At 61.0% G+C, this 19,103-nt stretch carries 18 protein-coding genes; 8 read left to right on the forward strand and 10 right to left on the reverse strand.

Annotation, left to right across the window (positions count from 1 at the left end; all coding sequences use genetic code 11):
* The coding region (locus FJ398_14665; GenBank protein MBM3839178.1) for a hypothetical protein at positions 1-240 on the reverse strand (240 nt) is incomplete at its 3' end.
* Positions 123-935: a type II secretion system protein gene (locus FJ398_14670; protein ID MBM3839179.1), complete on the reverse strand. Its 813-nt coding sequence runs from the start codon at positions 933-935 to the stop codon at positions 123-125. The genes FJ398_14670 and FJ398_14665, both read right to left, overlap by 118 nt.
* Positions 936-1,424: 489 nt before the next feature.
* Here FJ398_14670 and FJ398_14675 point away from each other — a divergent pair, with 489 nt between their 5' ends.
* Entirely contained in the window at positions 1,425-2,252 is an 828-nt protein-coding gene (locus tag FJ398_14675; protein MBM3839180.1) for a hypothetical protein, read from the forward strand.
* A gap of 478 nt (positions 2,253-2,730) precedes the next feature.
* On the opposite strand, the gene FJ398_14680 is transcribed toward FJ398_14675, so the two are convergent.
* The 3 genes from FJ398_14680 to FJ398_14690 all read right to left on the reverse strand — a co-directional run bounded on the left by FJ398_14680 (position 2,731) and on the right by FJ398_14690 (position 7,199).
* Positions 2,731-3,237: a YkgJ family cysteine cluster protein gene (locus tag FJ398_14680; GenBank protein ID MBM3839181.1), complete on the reverse strand. Its 507-nt coding sequence runs from the start codon at positions 3,235-3,237 to the stop codon at positions 2,731-2,733.
* Positions 3,238-3,666: 429 nt separating this feature from the next.
* Entirely contained in the window at positions 3,667-5,736 is a 2,070-nt protein-coding gene (locus tag FJ398_14685; GenBank protein MBM3839182.1) for a M13 family metallopeptidase, read from the reverse strand.
* A gap of 548 nt (positions 5,737-6,284) precedes the next feature.
* Positions 6,285-7,199 (reverse strand): sugar phosphate isomerase/epimerase, encoded by a 915-nt coding sequence (locus FJ398_14690; protein MBM3839183.1) that lies wholly within the window; start codon positions 7,197-7,199, stop codon positions 6,285-6,287.
* 554 nt (positions 7,200-7,753) lie between these two features.
* On the opposite strand from FJ398_14690, the gene FJ398_14695 reads away from it, so the two are divergent.
* Positions 7,754-9,190 carry an aldehyde dehydrogenase gene (locus tag FJ398_14695; GenBank protein ID MBM3839184.1) on the forward strand — a complete coding sequence of 479 codons (1,437 nt, stop codon included), beginning with the start codon at positions 7,754-7,756 and terminating at the stop codon, positions 9,188-9,190.
* Between the two features lie 110 nt (positions 9,191-9,300).
* On the opposite strand, the gene ppk1 is transcribed toward FJ398_14695, so the two are convergent.
* Positions 9,301-11,445 (reverse strand): polyphosphate kinase 1, encoded by a 2,145-nt coding sequence (gene ppk1 / locus FJ398_14700; protein MBM3839185.1) that lies wholly within the window; start codon positions 11,443-11,445, stop codon positions 9,301-9,303.
* Between the two features lie 244 nt (positions 11,446-11,689).
* Between ppk1 and FJ398_14705 the strand changes: the two genes are divergently transcribed.
* From FJ398_14705 to FJ398_14725, 5 genes are read left to right on the forward strand one after another with little or no spacing between them, the layout of a single operon-like run.
* Positions 11,690-12,271 carry a DUF1080 domain-containing protein gene (locus tag FJ398_14705; GenBank protein MBM3839186.1) on the forward strand — a complete coding sequence of 194 codons (582 nt, stop codon included), beginning with the start codon at positions 11,690-11,692 and terminating at the stop codon, positions 12,269-12,271.
* Positions 12,272-12,283: 12 nt separating this feature from the next.
* Entirely contained in the window at positions 12,284-12,607 is a 324-nt protein-coding gene (locus FJ398_14710) for a hypothetical protein (GenBank protein ID MBM3839187.1), read from the forward strand.
* Positions 12,607-12,957 (forward strand): hypothetical protein, encoded by a 351-nt coding sequence (locus FJ398_14715; GenBank protein ID MBM3839188.1) that lies wholly within the window; start codon positions 12,607-12,609, stop codon positions 12,955-12,957. Before FJ398_14710 ends, FJ398_14715 begins: the two co-directional genes overlap by 1 nt.
* A 25-nt stretch (positions 12,958-12,982) precedes the next feature.
* Positions 12,983-13,162: a hypothetical protein gene (locus tag FJ398_14720; protein ID MBM3839189.1), complete on the forward strand. Its 180-nt coding sequence runs from the start codon at positions 12,983-12,985 to the stop codon at positions 13,160-13,162.
* A 10-nt stretch (positions 13,163-13,172) separates the two neighbouring features.
* Positions 13,173-13,430 carry a glutaredoxin family protein gene (locus tag FJ398_14725; GenBank protein MBM3839190.1) on the forward strand — a complete coding sequence of 86 codons (258 nt, stop codon included), beginning with the start codon at positions 13,173-13,175 and terminating at the stop codon, positions 13,428-13,430.
* A gap of 221 nt (positions 13,431-13,651) precedes the next feature.
* Here the strand turns inward: FJ398_14725 and FJ398_14730 are convergent, their stop codons facing one another.
* The 4 genes from FJ398_14730 to FJ398_14745 form a co-directional block, all read right to left on the reverse strand.
* Positions 13,652-13,957 (reverse strand): hypothetical protein, encoded by a 306-nt coding sequence (locus tag FJ398_14730; protein MBM3839191.1) that lies wholly within the window; start codon positions 13,955-13,957, stop codon positions 13,652-13,654.
* A 149-nt stretch (positions 13,958-14,106) separates the two neighbouring features.
* Positions 14,107-14,514 carry a prepilin-type N-terminal cleavage/methylation domain-containing protein gene (locus tag FJ398_14735; GenBank protein ID MBM3839192.1) on the reverse strand — a complete coding sequence of 136 codons (408 nt, stop codon included), beginning with the start codon at positions 14,512-14,514 and terminating at the stop codon, positions 14,107-14,109.
* A 112-nt stretch (positions 14,515-14,626) separates the two neighbouring features.
* The gene (gene pyrF, locus FJ398_14740; GenBank protein ID MBM3839193.1) at positions 14,627-15,337 is read right to left on the reverse strand and encodes an orotidine-5'-phosphate decarboxylase; all 711 of its coding nucleotides are present in this window, start codon (positions 15,335-15,337) and stop codon (positions 14,627-14,629) included.
* Between the two features lie 32 nt (positions 15,338-15,369).
* Positions 15,370-18,912, reverse strand: a complete 3,543-nt coding sequence (locus FJ398_14745) for a PKD domain-containing protein (protein ID MBM3839194.1) — start codon at positions 18,910-18,912, stop codon at positions 15,370-15,372.
* Here FJ398_14745 and FJ398_14750 point away from each other — a divergent pair.
* A partial coding sequence (locus FJ398_14750) for a hypothetical protein (protein MBM3839195.1) occupies positions 18,911-19,103 on the forward strand: 193 nt, incomplete at its 3' end. The two genes, FJ398_14745 and FJ398_14750, sit on opposite strands and share 2 nt — an antisense overlap.

Below are 19,103 nucleotides of genomic sequence, written 5' to 3' on the forward strand. Positions count from 1 at the left end.
AAAGGCCGCCTGGCTTCGTTGCTCCTCAGTCGAAGATCCAGGGAGGATATTCTCCTTCGTTGCGCCTCGCCATCCGGCCTTTGGCGCGAAAACAGGACCCCGCGGAATTTTCGGACACGCTCTTAGAGCGCCTTGTCCGGCGGCACATAAGTGGCCAGGCGAAATCGTTCCAAGTCGCGATCGCCTTTCCGCGTGTTGTTGTTCACGCCTTTCAGCTTTTGCGAAGTGCCTTCGATCCACCGCCAATTCTCGGCATGCCCATCGGCAAAGGACAGGATGCCGCCATTCCCGTGCCGGCTGGCCGGCGTATTCTGCCAGTAACCGTTGTTGGGGACTTTGGCTTGCACCGCGAAAAATCCGTCATCGATGCTGTCGGCGTTTTCGTCCACGAACACGAAAGCCTGGCTCGGACTAGGGTTGATGATCTCGACCGATTTCAGGAAAAACGGAATGCCTGGATTCACAAAATCGCAGCAGGCCGGATCGCCCCCCATCCGTCCGCTCATGGAGAAGCTTCGCACGCGGATCACGGCTTTGCCGCCGACTCTGAATCCGAGCGCATCCGCCGGGCAACGATAGATTTCCAATGACTCGTTGTACTTCCATAACTGGCCGTTCCGAATGTCATTGATGTTTGTGGCCCCCGGCAACGAGGTGACATTGCCGCCAATCCAGGCCCTTGGATCGCTGAGGTAGTTGCGCACGATCCGGTCGTTGTGATCGTCCGCGTACAAGGTCCAGGCCAGTGTAAGTTGCTTGGTGTTGTTGAGGCATTTGATGCCCGTGGCCTTGCTCTTGGCTTTAGACAAGGCGGGCAAGAGCATGCCAGCCAGGATGGCGATGATCGCGATAACGACCAGCAGTTCGATCAGCGTGAATCCCGGAGACCGAAAGGCTGTCCGGCGTGGATTGAGGGGGGTGTTTGCGAGGCGCATAAGTATTCGGGTTCTGGTTCGGCTTGGTTGTGGACCACGCGTATGTAGCCCTTCCCCGCTCGCCCGTCAATCATGCGAATCACACGAGAGTGCGATTTGAAGTGTCGGTCAGCGACTCCGTTTGACTTCTCTCTCTCCCCGCGAGGCACGAGTGGGGAGAGAGTTGGAGAGAGGGTTTTCTTGGAAACAGGAGAAACGAGCCAAAGCACCTCCTCTCCCCAGCCCTCACGGCTGTTGAATTATGGACTTTCAGCGCGATTCCTAATCGTAATCCCAATCTTACTCCTACTCGAAGAGCGCTTGTCGCTGAACGATTAGGATTAGGATTAGGAGCAGGAGAACTCCACAGGCTTAATTCAATGGCAGGGCTCCCCAGAAGACTTCGTTGACCGACAGTTTTAATCGCTCCCATAACTGCATCGCCCCCTTGACAGGGCCGGGAATGTGAGCGGGAATCGCGGGCGCCTGACAACGAAATCTTCAGCGAAGATGAACCGACGTTTTCCTCCCGGCATGAACCGCCGCGAATGGCTGCGCGTCAGCGCCGGAGCCCTGCTGGTCGTCGGCGCTTGGCCTGGCCGGCTGCGCGCGGCGGAGAACGGGCGCGGCGGCGCGTTTCGCTTCGTCGCCATCAACGATGCCCACTTCCAGAGTCCACGCTGTCCCGGATGGTTCGAGCGCGTGAGCGCGAGCATCCGGGCGCACGAACCGCGTCCGGAGTTTTGCCTGATGATCGGTGACCTCGCGCAGAACGGGGTCCGGACCGAACTGGGGCCGATGCGGGACGTTTTGCGCTCGCTGCGGATGCCGTCCTACTCCGTGATCGGGAACCACGATTACGTGACGAACACCGATCGCTCGGCCTGGGACGAACTTTTCCCGCGCAGCTTGAACTATCATTTCGAGCACCGCGGCTGGCGGTTTGTCGGGCTGGATTCGAGCGAAGGCACGAAATGGGAAAACACGCGCGTCCAGGCCGCGACGTTGCAGTGGCTCGACGCCGAGCTGCCGAAGCTGGTCCGGGCCGCGCCCACCGTCGTCTTCACCCATTTCCCGCTGGGCGTCCTGGTGCCGTCACGCCCGCTGAACGCGGATGACGTGCTCGACCGTTTCAAAGACTTCAATCTCGTGGCGGTGTTCAACGGCCATTTCCACGGCTTCACCGAGCGCGAGTCCGGCCGGACGACGCTGACCACGAATCGTTGCTGTTCAGTCAGTCGGGGCAACCACGATGGCTCGACCGAGAAGGGCTATTTCCTGTGCACCGCCCGCGATGGCCAAATCCAGCGGGAGTTTGTCGAGGTCAAACCGTGGTGAACGCGGAGATCGTGGTAGGAGGCGAAAGTTTCCTCGAATTCCCTCTCCACGAACCTACCTGATTCAACTACGGATTGCGCGGATTGCACGGATACTGTGCAGACCGTGGGATTGACGACAGATCGACCGGAGAACCGTAGCGCAGATTTTCAATCTGCGGTATCGCCGATTTCCAATCGGCAGGGCGCCGGCAAGTCCCAGCGTGCTCGGACTGGGAGACGCCCCGCAGAATACAATTCTGCGATACAGCAGAGTGCAACTTGGCGCTACGAGCTTTGTCGTCCATCCCGCGGACCAAGCAGTAAGACCTGGATCCGGCAAATGAGGATGCCTGGTCCCTGAGCCGGAAAACCTCGTCAGGAGGCAGCGGCATGAGCAGCTTTGCGTGGTTGCTTTGCTTTCATGCCGGCCTCGGCGTACTCGAACATCTTGCGGATAGTTCGCGCCCTCAACGGTCGGTGACGTCGTGATGGAGGGCTTAAAAGAACGCATTCCTCAGCAGGAGATTCAAGTCGTGCACCGCCAGCGTGAGCCGGGCGAACTGGTCAGCGGTGTCCTCATCCAGCGGGCCGGACTCCACACGCCGTTTCGTGCGCCGAAAGCGAAGGTTCAACGCGAGCGCCGTGTCCGAATCGCCAAGCTCAGCCAGCAGCCGCTGCACCTTCCTGGCTCGTGCTTGCGCTGTGCGAATGATGCGCAACGCCGCGCGCTTCTCCACGCGTCCGGCGATGAACTCTTTGAGCAGCGCGCATTCGAACTGGCGGCAGCGAACCGGGCGGTCCGCGTAGATGCGGCAGCGGTTGTCGGCGCAAAGCCCCGAGCAGGGCTGCGGAAAGCGGATTTTCTTCTTCAGGCGTTCGAGCGGCAAGCCGAGGGATTCCAGACGCCCGGCATCGTCGCCTTCGCGCAGTTCGACGTCCTTGAAGAGCACGCCGTTGCAGCACAGGCCGCAAGCCAAACACAGGGATTCGGGGGAAGCCGTCATAACGCTGAAGCGTTACAGCGTTCCAAAGGTTGAATCGTTAAATCGGTTAAATGGGGGAAAGACTCGAACCAGAAAGGTCTGTGGCCGTTCATTTGAATCCGTCCATTTCAACTGGGGACCACACGCGCCCTCGCGTGTTCCGACCGGCGCCCTCGCCGGTCGGACCGTCGGCAGAAACCGTCTTTCAGAGCCTGTCTGAGAATTGCCTTCTGGATGGAACAGGCCACCGGCCTGTTGCGGCGGGCTACCAGCCCGCCGGGCCTTTTGGCGGCAGGTTGCCGCCAAACACGGGCTGGTAGCCCGTTCCACCCATTTTTCAGACAGGCTCTCAAACAATCGCTCCTTCGGACGGAAGACTGAAGTCGGGGAGGGTGCCGACTGCGGCACGCGAGGGCGCGTGCGGTCTCCATCCGGATGGCTGGGGGGAGTTCACCAAATCTTTGCCCGAAGTTCAGGAGCGCGCCACATGGCCGCACCGGGCTTGATGCCAAACGCGTCGAAGAACTCCCGCATGTTCACGTGCGGACCAATCGCCCGGAACTGCGCCGGGCTGTGCGGATCGACCGTGATGCGGCGGCGCAGTTCGGCCTCGCGCCAGTTAACCCGCCAGAGCTGCGCGAGCGAAAGAAAGAAGCGCTGCTCCGGCGTGAAGCCGCCGATCGGTTTGCGTTTGGACGGATCCTTGGCCAGCGCGCGTTGCAGGGCTTCGTAGGCGATGCTCGTGCCGCCGAGGTCCGCGATGTTTTCGCCCAACGTCAGGCGCCCGTTCACTTTCAGTCCCGGCAAGGCTTCGTAGCCGGCGTATTGATCCACAATTTTCTGGGCGCGGTCTTCGAAGGCTTTCGCGTCGGCCTCCGTCCACCAGTCGTTGAGGTTCCCGCGGGTGTCGTACTTCCGGCCCTGGTCGTCGTAGCCGTGGGTGATTTCATGGCCGATGACGACGGCGATTGCGCCGTAGTTCACGGCGTCGTCCATCTCCACATCAAAGAAAGGCGGTTGAAGAATGCCAGCGGGAAAAACGATTTCGTTCTGGAGCGGGCTGAAATAGGCGTTCACCGTCTGCGGCGTCATGCGCCACTCGGTTCGATCCACGGGCTTGCCGACGCGCGCGAGCTGGCGTCTGGATTCAAAAATCGCGGCGCGTTGCACATTGCCGAGGTAATCGTCGCGCCGGACCTTGACTTTGGAGTAATCGCGGAACTTCTCCGGATGGCCGATCTTTTGGGTGAACCGGCTGAACTTGGCCAGGGCTTTGGCGCGCGTGGGCTCGGACATCCATTCGAGCTTCTGGAGCCGGGCCTGGAAGACGTCCTTGACGTTCGCGATCAACTCTCCCATTCGCGCCTTCGCCGCCGGCGGGAAATACTTCTCGACGTAAAGCTTTCCCAGCGCTTCGCCGATCCCGGCATCGATTACGCGCGCGGCGCGCTGCCAGCGCGGTTCCTGAGCCGGTTGCCCGCGCAGGACCGTGCCATAAAAGTGAAACGACTCCGCTTCCGCCGCCGCGTGCAAATACGGCGCGCTGCTGCGGACGAGGTGCCAGCGGAGATAAGTCTTCCAGTCCGCCAGCGGCCGTTGCGCCAAGAGCTTGCCCAGCGCCGCGAAGAATTGCGGCTGGCGCACGACCACGTCCTTCAACCGGGAAAGCCCGGCTTTGCCCAGATACGGCTTCCACGGGAGCGGCGCGGCCTTCTCCGGCAGTTCGGCGACATTGAACTTGTGGTAATTGGCGATGGGATCGCGAAGTTCGACGCGCGTTTTGCTGGCTTTGGCCAGCTCGGTTTCCAATTCGAGGATCGTGGCCGCGTGTGATTTCGCTTCGGCTTCGGTTTCACCAAGCAACCCGAACATCCGGGCGACATGGGCGCGGTAGGCCTCGCGTTGCTGGGCGAAGGAATCGGAAATGTAATAATCGCGGTCGGGCAGGCCGAGTCCACCCTGGCTCAAGTAAAACGCATAGACCTCGCTGTTCTTCGCGTCGGGGGACACGAACGGCTGGAAGAACGCTGCGATGTCGCTCTGATGGAGTTCCGCGAGCAGGACGAACAAATCGGCGGTGGACTTGAGAGCGGCGACGCGCTTCAGATCGCGTTCGATCGGGCGGAAGGCAAGTTGCTCGATTCGATTCGTGTTCATGGCCGAGCCGAAGAAATCGCCGACCTGACGGGCGGGCGTGCTTTGGCCGGCTCGTCCAGCGGCGCAATCTTGGAGAATGCCGCGAATCAGCGCCCAGTTCCGTTCCTGCAATTCCTCGAAGCCGCTCCAGCGCGATTTGTCGGAGGGAACGGGGTTGTTTTTCATCCAGGTCCCGGCCGCGAAGCGGAAGAAATCGGCGCCGGGATCCACCGACTTGTCCATGTATTCGACGGAGAAACGGGGAACGGGCGGCGGGGAATCGGCGGCCCAGACATTTCGGGGCGACACAACCGAGAAGCCCAGAACAATCGCGAGACCCAATTTCGCCGCGGCGCATTTGGTGAGGAACGGATGTGATGGCATAGGGCCGCGACGTTAGCCGACGCACCGTTCCTTTGTCAGCCTTCGATTGCGGGGAGATCCGGACCTCGGTGCATCCACATGCTGTCGGTGGCACAGGCAACTTGCCTGTTCCGTCCAGCTACCAGCCGGACGAACGGTCGCGGATCAGTCCCGGACGGATCGCAAGGAATTACGCGCGACCTTTCACGCGGCAGGTTGCCGCGCGAGGCGGGCTGGTAGCCCGCTCCACCCAGCTAGTGATGTGTCTCACAAATGGCTGGAGTTATGCCGCAAAGAATTTTGGCCTCCCGCGAGGCGCGAGCGACGCGCATACCCCTGGTGGGTCTGTAAGGCGCGAGCAACGAAGCGGGAGGCCAAAAGACCTGCGGCCCGAAGGGTTGCGCCGAAAACGGTCTGGGGCTGCGTTGCTCCTCGGTCGCAGAGCACTGGGGCTATGCTCCCTCGTCGCGCCTTGCCCCAGGCCGTTTTGGGCGCAACATAACTCCAGCCATTTGTGAGACACATCACTAGGCCTTCATGGAACCGACAACTCGAGGATGCACCACCTTTTAGCCCAGCCATTCCTTCAGCACGTGCAGATCTTTCTTGAACGCGGCGATCATTTCTTTGCCGGCCTGGAGCGGATATTCGTGATGCTGCGAAATCGGGCCGTTGAAGGTGGACCTTTTGAGCGTTTGGAAAAAGGAACGATTGACCATGCCAGCGCCCAACGGACACCACTCTGCTCGCCACCCGCGCGGTCCTTTTTGCCAGAGGAAGTCCTTCACGAACACCGCCGTGTAATGCCGTTCCATCAGCCGCGCTTCGATGGGCCAGGACATCCCGCCTTCCAACGTCGCATGTCCGATGTCGAAGCAAATGCCCATCTGCCGCGGGTCCAGGTCCTTGATCAAATCGTAAATGTCCCAGACCGGCGCGCCCACGTAATCGGACCCGGAATGATTCTGGAATCCCGCGCACAGGCCGAGCTCCTGGTTCAGCGCCGCCAGGTCTCGCAGTTCCGCCCGAATCTCGTTCAATTGTTCGGGGATGGGCCGGTTCGCGTTGTATTTCCAGAAGGAGAGGCGGTAGCGCTTGACCCCGAGCTTGCTCGCGGTGCGCAGCACTTTTTGCGTCAGCGGCTGCGACGGATTGCGGATGTCGGTGCTGAGAATGGCCAGCTCCAGTTTGCGGCGCTTCAACGCCTCCGCCATCTTAGGCAAATCGTCTTCGACGCGTTCCGGTTCGATCTGGCCTTTGGCGCGCACCGGACACTCGATGCCGTCCCAGCCGACCTCGGCGACGAGGTCCGCCGTGTCATCGGCGTTCAGGTTTTGAAAAGGTTTGGAGAAGCCGAGGATTTTGAGTCGCCGCAGGGAGGACTCCTCTGCCGCGCGGGAGGGTTGCGGCACGGCGAGTGCAGCGGTGGCGGCGGCCGCGCTCGCGATAAACTGGCGGCGGGAAACGGAATAGCTGGCTTTCATGGTCTTGGATTCATGGTTCACCACTGCTTACCAGATCGTCAAAGAATTCCAAGCTCCACCAATGCCAAGCGCGGCCATCGAACTCGTCGTGCAGCCTGAAATTATCGCAAATCGTTACGATTTTCCAGAACACGGACTGTCTTGTCCGTACCTGTTTAGCATGCCCGGCAAATCCAATGAGCCGGGTGAAGCTCGCTTCCTTTTCCCTCACCCTGGCCCTCTCCCCAAGGAGAGGGAAGCGGTGCAGCCGTCGTGGGACAATCCGCAGCCTCCCTTAATGACCCCAACCTGGCATCAGTTCTCCCTCTCCCCAAGGGAGAGGGCTGGGGTGAGGGGGAACGAAACGCCAATCCCTCTACGAATCGAGAATTGTCCGAAACGCTAGACAGGTATCCATGTCCGCGCGTTCCAGTGCCATGTCCCGACTCGCGGACAAGGCTGTCCGCGCTCCTTTTGAAAGGGACGGCGCGCCAAACCGACAAGAATTTCCTTGAAACCAACCTTCCCGGCAGGGTCAATGTCGCGGTGCCAAAACTGAAAACAGAAGCCGCGTTATGGTAAAAATCCCTGTCCTGCGTTGGGGCCAGCCCTACGAAAGCCTCGATGCCGATCAAGTCGTTCATTTCATCACGGGCGAGCCGCTCGCCAAAGTGAGCCAGGCCAACCCCGGCCTCCTCGCCAAGGACATGCGCAAGTCCCAGCGCGCCCGCGATGCTCTGCGCGAAATCCCCATCCGCGATCTCGTGAGGATCATGAAGAAGGCGGGCGAGCTTTACAAAGACGCCACGCTTCCCATGGGCGACGGCGTGCAATCGCCGGATGATTTCGCGCGCCAGCAATCGGCTTCCACCGGCCTGCCCGAACACATGTGCAAAGCGAACATGGCGAAGAACCATTTCGTGCTCTCGAACATGGACCGGATCCTGGATTGCCTGACGCGTGGACTCGACCTGGAGATTCTCACCCGCGGTTACGGGATGGAGTCTCGCGGCGTGATCGTGAGTTATCAGGCGCAGACGCCCGTGCTGGGCATGGTGTTGCCTTCCAATTCGCCCGGCGTCCACACGCTCTGGCTCCCCGTGGTCCCGATGCAGATTGGATTGATCCTCAAGCCCGGACCGCAGGAGCCCTGGACGCCGTACCGGATGGCGGCGGCGTTTATCGAGGCGGGTGTGCCGAGGGACGCCATCGGGATTTATCCTGGGCTGGGCGAAATGGGCGCCGAAGTGGTGAATCGTTGCCGGCGCACGATGATTTTTGGGAGCACGGAAACGGTCAAGCGTTACGAAGGCAACCCGCGCGTCCAGGTGCACGGCCCCGGGTTCAGCAAGATTCTCCTCGGCGATGACGAGGTGGACAACTGGGAGAAGTATCTCGATCTGATGGTGGACAGCGTTTATCTGAACAGCGGCCGCGGCTGCATCAATTGCTCCGGCGTGTGGGCTTCGCGCCACACGAAGGAAATCGCCCAGGCCCTGGCCGAACGCCTCGGCCCCATCGACGCCAAGCCGCCGGAAGATCCCACGGCGGCGCTCGCGGCGTTCACCGTGGCTGGCCAGGCTCAGGCCGTGCACTCGACGATTCAGGACAAGCTCAAAGAAGACGGGGTGACGGATATGACCGCGAAGTTCGGCCCGCGCTTGATCGAAAAGGAACGCTGCGCGTATCTCCGGCCCTGGGTTATTCATTGCGATTCACCCGAACGGAAGATCGCCAACACCGAGTACATGTTCCCTTACGTCACCGTCGTGGAGTGCCCGCAAGATCAGATGATCGAAAAGATCGGGCAAACGCTGGTCGGCTCCGCGATCACGAAAGACAAGGCCTGGGAACACGAGTTGATCGACGCGACGAACATCGACCGGTTGAACATCGGCCCGATCCCGACCATCAAGCTCGACTGGCTCCAGCCGCACGAAGGCAACATCGTCGATTTCCTCTTCCGCGCCCGCGCCTTTCAAATGCCGCCGGAGCGGCTGGCCACGAAGTGATCGGTCGTCAGTAATCAGTGATCAGTAATCAGTCGCCAGTGATCGGTAAGGCAAAGTAGGGCAGGCTTCCAGCCTGCCCGCGTTTCAAACTTGGAATTCAAGATCGGAAATCACGCCGGCCGGGGCGCGAGACGGACCCGCGGGTAAGCCGGTTTGGAAGCGGGCTGATCGCCGCGGTGATTCGCCGGAGCGGAGGCCAGGGCGATGAACTCCGTTTGACTGCGGTGCGGAGGTGTTCCCTTCTTCAAAGGCAGCACGCGGTACGATCCATCCGCTTGCAGACTCCGCGCCTTGACGTTGTCCCGCAACAGGACCGCCAGAATCTCCTCGATCACCCGTTCCCGGAGATTCCCGTCCAGAATCGGGAACGCCACTTCGATCCGCCCAAAGAAATTCCGAGGCATCCAATCCGCGCTCCCTACGAACACTTCCGGCTGGCAGGCGTTCTCGAAATAGTAGATGCGGCTGTGCTCCAGAAAACGATCCACGATGCTGCGGACGGTGATGTTGTCGCTGATGCCTTTAAGTTGAGGACGCAGGCAACAAATGCCGCGCACGATCAGGTCAATCTTCACGCCGGCCTGGGAGGCGCGGTAGAGCGCCTCGATGATCTGCGCATCCACCAGCGCGTTCATTTTGGCGATGATTCGCGCCGGCAGCCCCTTCCGCGCGTTCTCTGCTTCTCGCTCGATCAGCGCGACCATGCGCGAATGAAACTCGAACGGCGCGACGACGAACTGCCGCATCCCCTGGAACTGGCAAATCCCGGTGAGCAGGTTGAACACATTCGTCGCGTCCTCGCCGAAATCCTCGCGGCAAGTCAGCAAACCGATGTCCGTGTAAACCCGCGCCGTGGTGGGATTGAAGTTGCCCGTGCTGAGATGGAGGTAGCGCCGAATCCCGTCGGCGTCCCGGCGGACGGCCAGCGCCATCTTGCAATGGATTTTGTATCCCACCAGACCGTACACCACGTGGACCCCTGCTTCTTCCAGCCGGCGGGACCACAAAATGTTGTTCGCCTCATCGAAGCGCGCCTTCAATTCCACCACCGCCGTGACTTGCTTGCCGTTCCGCACCGCGTTCATGAGCGCGCCGACAATTCGCGGGTCGCCACCGGTGCGATAGAGCGTTTGCTTGATCGCCAGCACCTGCGGGTCTTCGGCGGCTTGTTCGAGGAATTCGACCACGCTGCCGAAGCTTTCGTAGGGATGATGGAGGAGGATGTCCCGCTGGCGGATCGTCGCGAAGACGTCCGGTTGATCGCGCAGCGCTTTGGCCACGGGCGGGACCTGCGGCGGGTCGCGGAGCTCCGGCGCGTAATCCCCTTCGCAAATCGTCATCAACTTCGCCGGGTTGAGCGGGCCGTCGATCACGTAGAGATCCTCTTCCGTCAAGCGCAAGGTTTCCAGAAGCTGGCTTTGAATCGCAAGGGGACAATCGCGTTCCACCTCCAGCCGCACCGCGTCGCCTTTGCGGCGATTGTGCAATTCGTTTTCCACCGCCCGGAGCAAGTTCTTTTCTTCTTCCTCGTCGATGTAGAGTTCGCTGTTTCGCGTGACGCGGAACAGCCAGTGCCCGCGAATCTTCATGCCGGGGAAAAGGTCGGCCAGGAAGTTAACGATGATGCGTCCGAGGAACACGTATTCGCGCCGTGGATCCGGGTGCGGCAGCCGCACCAGACGGGGCAGGACGCGCGGGACCTGGACCACGGCGAGCCGCTCCCGGTTTTCGCCTTCGTGTTTTCCTTGCAGTTGCACGATGACGTTCAGGGACTTGTTGAGCAGTTGGGGAAACGGGTGCGCCGGGTCAATGCCAAGCGGCGTCAGCACGGGGCGAACCTCCGCCCGGTAAAACTTCTCTATCCAGGCTGCGTCCCGGGCGCTGAGTTCCTTGCAGGCAAGGAAGCGGATGCCCTGCTCGGCCAGGCCCGGCACGAGTTGCTCCCGCCAGCAGGTGTACTGCTGTTCCACCATGCGACGGACACGTTTGTGAATCACACGGAACGTCTCCGATGCGGTCAACCCGTCGATGCTCCGTTCCGACGCGCCGCTTTCCATCTGTTGTTTGAGACCCGCAACGCGCACTTCGAAGAATTCGTCGAGGTTCGAGCTGACGATGCAGAAAAACTTCACGCGTTCGAGCAGCGGGTTGCGTGTGTCCAGCGCCTCGTCCAGCACGCGCAGATTGAATTCAAGCCAGCTCAACTCGCGATTGATGAAATGCTCGGGGCCAAACCTGGTCTTCTCTTCTTCCATATCCGTCCGGGGATTACACCAACCTGCGCGCGAAAAGCCAGAGGCAAGTGGGCAGGGGGGGGAATCCCAACGGGATTCTGCCTCAAAGCCCAGGGTTGCGAGGCACGAGCTACCCGAGTGCAGGGCCGAATTGTGAATCTGCGCAACGAGAAACTCGGTCCAGCTCCGCCGGCGTCGGGCTTTTTCGGGCTTGCCACTGCGATGCCCCGTGCGCAAATTCCCGACCGCACCACATTCCAAAATCATGAAGCCGAATCTTTCTCCACGCATTGCTCTCGCCGTGCTCTTCCTTGCCACCGCCACTCAAGCCGCAGCCGCAGCCGATGGTTTCAGGCTCGAACCTGGCTACCTCAGCCTGTTCAACGGCAAGGATCTGACCGGCTGGGGCTACCGGACGAACAACTTCGACGGCAAGACGGCCAGCAGCGACGGGCGCTACACGGCCAAGGACGGCATTCTTACCGTCAACGCCCGGGAGCCTCGCTTGTTTCAGGTGATCTGGACGACGCGCGAGTTCCCGAAGAATTTCAACTTGAAGCTCGAATTCCGCGCCGCCGTGAACGCCGACAGCGGCATCTTCATTCGCAAACCGCAACTGCAATGCCGCGATTACCTCGTCGCCGGCCCGTACAAAGCGCTCCAGAAGTACAAACCGCAAGACTGGAATGAAATTGAAGTGACTGTGAAGGACGGCGTCGCGCATTGCACGTGCAACGGCGAAGTGCTCGAAGCCGCGCTGAAAGTCCCGGAGACCGGCCCCATCGGCCTGGAAGGGGATCGCGGGCAAATGGAATACCGCCGCATTCGGCTGAAGGAATTGCCGTGATGCAATTGGAGGCTGCTCTTGAACCTGCGCGGAAAAAAGCTCGGTTTGCTGATTTCCGCCCGGCCTGGCCAGCCCAACTTCGATCGCGGCCTCAAGTTGGCCGAAGCGGCTCTGGCGGCAGGTGTGGTCGTCTATCTCTACTGCATCGACGACGCGGTCGCCGGCGTGAGCGACGCGAGATTGCAGCTTCTCAAACAGCACGGGCTTCACCTTTACGCCTGCGCTTTCGGCGCCCATCGACGCGCCTTGCCGCTCAACGATCTCGCGACTTACGCGGGCCTTTCCGTGGTCAACGAATTGATCGAGGCGACCGACCGCTTCGTGAGCTTCAATTAATGAGCCGAAGCATTTTGTTCGTGGTCACCAGCGATCCCCGGTCGAGCGCGCGCCCGGCCGAGGCGATCCGCATCGCAGCGGGCGTTGGCGCATGGAAACAGGTGGATGTCCGCCTTCTTCTCCACGGGGCCGCGGCGCTGGCGCTGGGCGAATCGCCGGAGGAATGGGTCGATGCGGATCACTTCATCCAGTACTTGCCCATCATTCGCGACTTGGGCCGGCCCGTTTACCTGGAGAAGGGCAATGCGTTCCTGAACCTGCTTGGCCAGCCGATCTGTCCAATTCAAGAGTTGACTCAAACCGAGCTGGCGACTCTGACCGCGCAATGCGAGTACGTGACGCGCTTCTGAACCCTGAACCCCTTCTTCTAGGACGATGCGCCGCGCGCTGCACATTTTAACCACACCGAATGACCCTCTGGCTGAGACCGTGATCGACGGCCAGCGCCAACTGCCGGATCAGGAGGTCACCGTGGTGGACTGCAACGCGCGGGAGCCGGACTATCAGGGGTTGCTGGAGGAAATCTTTCGCGCCGATTCGATCCAGGTCTGGTAAACCCAACGCCATGGCCACGGTGACGTTTTACACCAAACCGAATTGTCCGCTGTGCGACAAGGCGCTGGAACAAATCGAGCGCGCCCGTGGCCAATGCGCGTTCGATCTGGTCGAAATCAACATTCTCAGCGACCTGGAAATCTACGAGCGGTACAAGCACGCCATTCCGGTGGTGGCCGTGGAAGGCGTGGAGGTCTTCCGTTACCGCCTGTCCAGCGACGATTTCGTCGCCCGCTTGAAAGCCGCGACCAAGCCATCCTCATTCTAACTGGTAAGGACGCGTTCCACCGCGTCCCTGACCCTGAGGAGGCTTTCCTTGAAACGTGGCGCAGACATTCCTGTCTGCGGGTTGGCGGGACTTTCCAGTCCCGTCCGCCGGGCGACTGGAAAGTCGCAAGAACCGGCAGGCTGGAAAGCCTGCTCTACGGACGTGCATTGGGACCATGAACGGGATTACGGCGGACCGGCAGGTCCGCCCTACCGACGCGTTCACAGAGAGCCCGGCCTAAGCTTCTCCAACTGCTCTTGTCGTATCAGCCGTTCCCGATGCGGTTCGTTATCTCGATTCCAGCGGCGGAGGGCCTCGTCTGCCTTGTCCAAGAACAACCGCTGAAGGGTTATCCCTTCCACATGCCCGTCGCAAAAGACCGCGTTCAACCGGCCTCTGTGCCGTTTCCGAGCCACCCCTGTCTGAGCGGGGCCAGCATCACCGAGGTTGCCCCTCAACATCATGCCGGCAGTCTCGTAGATCCTTCCGTCATCAGTGCGACCAAAAGAATCTCCAATGGCCATCATGTCACTTGGGTTTTTGACCTCCGCCTCTGCGGTCGGACGTAGAGGCCACGGACTTGGCAGACCCGGTCCTGACCCGCCGATGCCCAATGGCTCTGAAGCGCCATCCTCAAGTCCGCGAGCGTTATAGCCGTAGCTTCGGCCCAATCGGCCTATGGCTGCCCCGGTTTTATGAGTCGGACAGAAAAAAGGTCGCTCGACTGGGTTTGGCGGTCCGCGGAAAGCTTTTCCTGTTCGAGATAGAACCTCAATGCCCACTCCCAGTCCAAACCGCGATAATCCCGCAAGTAATGGGCCAGGCGAGCCGTCTCGCGCTCCGCCAAATGGTAAAAAGGATAAAATTCCTGATCTCCGACAAACAGGGTCAACGTCACGCCCAACTGGCGCAGATTGTTCCTGCACTTGATTGATTGCCCTGCCGACTTCGATCGGGAAAGTGTCGGCAGCAGCAGGCTGGCCAGTAATGCGATAATCGTGATTACGACCAGCAGTTCGATCAGGGTGAAAGCAACCATGCCCCGCCCGCTCGCGGGACGCGCATGAAGCCGCTTGATCTCCATAAACCTGCCTTCGTGCCTTGCGGAGGCATTCAAGCCCCTGCGCGAATGAAGAGGCAAGCCGAATTTCGAAAGCAGACGTAGTCCCGGTTTCTGACGTGGCCGTGTTGTCGATTCATGTCGTGCCCAACGACGAAACGATCCCTTCGGCGGCGGCCCTCGGATCGGACGCCGCGTAAATGGGCCGGCCAATGACCAGAAAATCGGCACCCGCCTGGATCGCTTCCCCCGGACTCAGCGTCCGTTTCTGGTCGTCTGCTTTGTCCGCCGGACCTCGAATGCCCGGGGTAACAAGCTTCAGCGTGGAGGGCACGATCTGGCGCAATCGCGCCACCTCCAGCGGTGAACAAACCAACCCGCGCAAGCCCGATTTCACCGCAAGATCAGCCAGCCGCTCTACTTGCCGGCTCACGTCGGGTTCGATCCCGACCTCGCTGAGTTCATTGGAATTGAGGCTGGTCAGGACGGTCACCCCCAGCACGAGCGGAGCCGCACATCCCAGTTTTTGCGAGGCTTGCTGCGCGGATTGTTCGGCTGCGGCCATCATGGCCCGCCCTCCGCTCGTGTGGACCGTCAGCATCTGCACATCCAACTGCACCGCGGCCGCCACGGCTTTGGCGACGGTGTTGGGGATGTCGTGAAATTTCAGGTCGAGAAAAACGGCGCTGCCCAGTTCGCGAAATTGCCGCACGATGCTTGGTCCGGCGTGCGTGAACAGTTCACTGCCGATTTTGAACCCGCCGACAACTCCGGCCAGTCGTTTGGCAAGCTGAAGGGCCTCTTCCGCAGTCGGAACGTCGAGCGCAACCAGAACAGGATTTTGCACGGCCCAATCTAAGCATGAGCTGTGTGGCTTTGTCATCTGAAGTCCAGAGATGCGCCCTGCGCGGACGAATCCGGCGCGAGGGTAACGCGATAGAACCGATGCGGAACCGTCTTCGCATCCAGATCCGTTATATCGAAAAATCCGTCGGCGGTGATCGTGTTCGTCGCGATGGGCGACCATTGCAACAGATTCGCGGACGCCTCCAGCACGTAGATGAGGCCGGGTTCTCCCGTGACGCGCAATCGCAAACTCGCGCGATCCCGATCGAAAGCCACGCTGGCGGCCGGGGTCCTGGATTGAATGACCAACGCGGCGTCCACAGTCGCTCGCGCTCCTCCGCCCGTAGAGGTGAAAGTCAGCCGCGAAGAGTGAGTGCCCGCGGGCAGGGCAACTGCATTCGCGTTGAGAGAAATGTCGATGACCACTTCCGCCCCGGCGTCCAGGTGCCCGCCCTCAACCGAAAGCGTCAACCACAACGGCACACCCGACGCCGTCCATTCCAGACTGGAGTCGCTTGGATTCTTGAGCGTGAGACTGGCCCTGGCGGGCAGGAACGGCCCACCCGGCGCGCCGCTGAAACGCAGCGTATCCGAAGCAGAAACCACGAGCGAGGCGGTCGGAGAAATGGCCGTCAGGACGACCAGGCTCTCGGTATTGCCCTGGCCATTAGTCCTGTTTGTGAACGCGATGCGGTTCGTGTGCGTGCCGTCGGGCAATTCGTTGGCGTCGCTACCGACCGAGGCAGTCACCGTCGTTCCGTCTCCGGCCGCCAGAGTGCCTCGGACCGGTGTGACGGAAATCCATTCCTTGGACGCCGTGGCGGTCCACTCCACGGCGGCGTCGCCCGTATTGACGAGCGTGAAGATTTGCGTGGCGGGGTTGAACGGCCCGCCCACAAAACCGCTCGACACGAATGCCGAAGGCGGCGTCACCTCTAGAATGCCATTCGTGCCATTGACCGCCAGCGTGACGGAACGGCTGGTATTTCCGCTGCCGCTCTTCAGATTGATGAAATCAATCGCGTCCAGATAACTCCCCGCCCGCAAGCCCTGGGCTTCAGAATTAATCGTCGCCGTCACAACCGCGCTCTGTCCCGCGGCCAGCGTGCCGTTCGTCGCGGACAGCGAAAGCCAGGGCTGCCGTTTTCTCGCGGCCCAGTCCAGACTCGACGTCGCCGTGTTCTGAATGACGTAAGCCTGGCCGGGCGGGTTGAACGGCCCGCCGACGGGACCGGATGAATTCAAGGCCACGGACGGCGTCACGACCATTCCGCCCCTCGAGGAGGGAACAAACAAAATCGCCTGATTGTTGCGGAGCAGCGTGCTCCCATCGTAGGAGTACCTTCGCGCGACCAATCCCGTTTCGTTCTCGATCCCCACGGTGGCCGTCTTGCCTGCGCCCCGGCTGCGGCTGGGTTGGACCTGCAAATATTGAAAGAGAATTTCATTCGACCCTTCGCTCAACACCACTTGAAACGTGAACGAGTAATCAGACCGCTCCTTGTGCGACACGTTCACCCACGAGATGACCGCGCGCCGATTCGGCGCGGCGCCGACCGATCCGATGCGCACTTTGCCGCCGGAAGGCGGATTCAGATCGTCCCACCACGGGCAAATCACGGCGTTGGGCAGGCCGGGACTGGGCAAATCCGTGTTGGCAGAGGTGTCCAGGCGCTGATTGGTGAAGCCGATCAAGCCATTTGCGCCGACATAAAGCTGTTCATAGTTTTGCCCGTAAAAATTGAAACTGAACGGCAAGGCTCGCGCCGCGCTGACGTCGTTGTCGCTCAGGCTGATCTCAGGCATCGAAGCAGGATCGATCCAGTTGAAGGTCGCGCTTCGCACCTGGTAATTGGCGACGGCGGAAATCGTGCGGCTTTTCCGGCTCGTGTTCCCGCTCGCATCGGTCACGGTCAACGTCACGGTAAAATTTCCTTCGCTGCTGAACACGCGCGTTTGAGTTTGAGCGGTGCTCCGGGCGCTGCCGTCCCCGAAATCCCATTCGAGCCGGAGGTTTTCGCCCACGGACGTGTTCCGAAATTGCACGCTCAGCGGCGGACTTCCCGCTGTGGGCGAGGCGGTGAAGTCCGCGATCAAATTGGCCGTGAGCGCGCGCTGCAGGTTGAGGCGGCCACCGGTCGCGCACCGGCCCGCCAGGCTAGGCAACGGATCAGTCGTGGCGAGCACGCGGTTGATGATCTGACGATACGATTCGGTGGGATGCAACGCGCGCAGGAGCGCGATCGCGCCCGTCACGTGCGGCACCGCCATCGAAGTGCCGCTGCTGTAGGTGTACGACGAATCCGAGGTGTTGAACGTGGAGTAAATCGTGGAGCCGGGCGCCGCCAGATCGACCGTGGCCGCTCCGAAATTTGAGAAACTCGCCAGCGCATCGGTCCGCGTCGTGGCCGCCACCGAGACGATGTTGTCCAGATTGAAGTTGGCTGGATAAAAGGAAAGCGCGTCGTTGTTGTTGCCCTCGTTGCCCGACGCAGTCACAAAGATAATGCCCGCGTCGCGCGCCCGCTGGATGGCACTGAGCAGAAACGTCGAGTTGCCCGTGTCGCCCCAACTGGCATTGATGACCTTGGCGCCCTTCGCGCGCGCGTAATCCAGGCATTGAATCGCGTCCGAGGTCGAACCGTAGCCCGTGCTGTCGAGAAACCGGCAAGCCATGAGCTGAATTTTCCACGCGACGCCGGCGACGCCGAGCCGGTTGTTGCCCACCGCTCCGATAATGCCGGCGACGTGCGTGCCGTGGCCGTCGGAGTCTTTCGGGTCGCCCGTGTTGTTGACGGCGTCGATGCCATAAACGTCATCGATGATTCCATTCGCATCGTCATCGACGCGGTTGGTTCGTTTGTCCCGGCCGAGCGCGTCCAGGCCTGATTCGCCCGGATTGACCCACATGTTGCCCGCCAGGTCCTGGTGGGTGTAACGAATCCCGCCGTCGATCACAGCCACGACGATATTGCTGGCGGAGTTCAGGACATCCCACGCGGCGACGGCCTTGATGTCGGCGTTGGGCAAACCCCCGTTTTGGCCGGTGTTGCGCAGGTTCCACTGTGTGCCGTCGGTGAAGCGCGGATCGTTGGGCGTGACCGCGGCGCGAATCCAGTAGTCCGGCTCCGCGCGTTCAATCAGTCCGCTCGCGCGGAATCTCTCCAGAAAATTGGGCACTGCGGCGGCCGGGGGCAATTCGACGACATCGACATTCTCCAAACTTTTGAAGCGGCGGACAACTCGGGTTCGGTGGCGGGAGTGGAGAGTTGCGAGTTCTTGCAGATTCGCGCTCTCCTTGAGTTGAACCAGGATTCGATCCGGACGGAAGCCGGGTTCGCGATTCGCGTCGGCGGCGGGGGATTGGCCGAACGACGCGGCGTTCCATTCCAGCGCCGCCACCAGAAGGAGGATAGTTGCAAATCTGTTCACGGGTAGCCCAAAAAATTTACAGCGAGATTCATGCCAGTTTGTGGCGTAAGCCGTAATCAGACAGGGGGAGCGCACGCGCCTCGCGCGCGGTGGCCGGCGCCCTCGCCGACCACATTCAATCGACCAAAACCGTCCTGCCGTCATTAGAGCGTGTCCGAAAATTCCGCGGGGTCCTGTTTTCGCGCCAAAGGCCGGATGGCGAGGCGCGACGAAGGAGAATATCCTCCCTGGATCTTCGACTGAGGAGCAACGAAGCCAGGCGGCCTTTGGCGCGAAAACCCTCCGGGCGGCGGGTCTTTTGTCCGTGGCCTGCGTTGGCTCGGTCCTTACAGCCC

The organism is Verrucomicrobiota bacterium, assembly GCA_016871535.1.
GTDB lineage: Bacteria > Verrucomicrobiota > Verrucomicrobiia > Limisphaerales > SIBE01 > VHCZ01.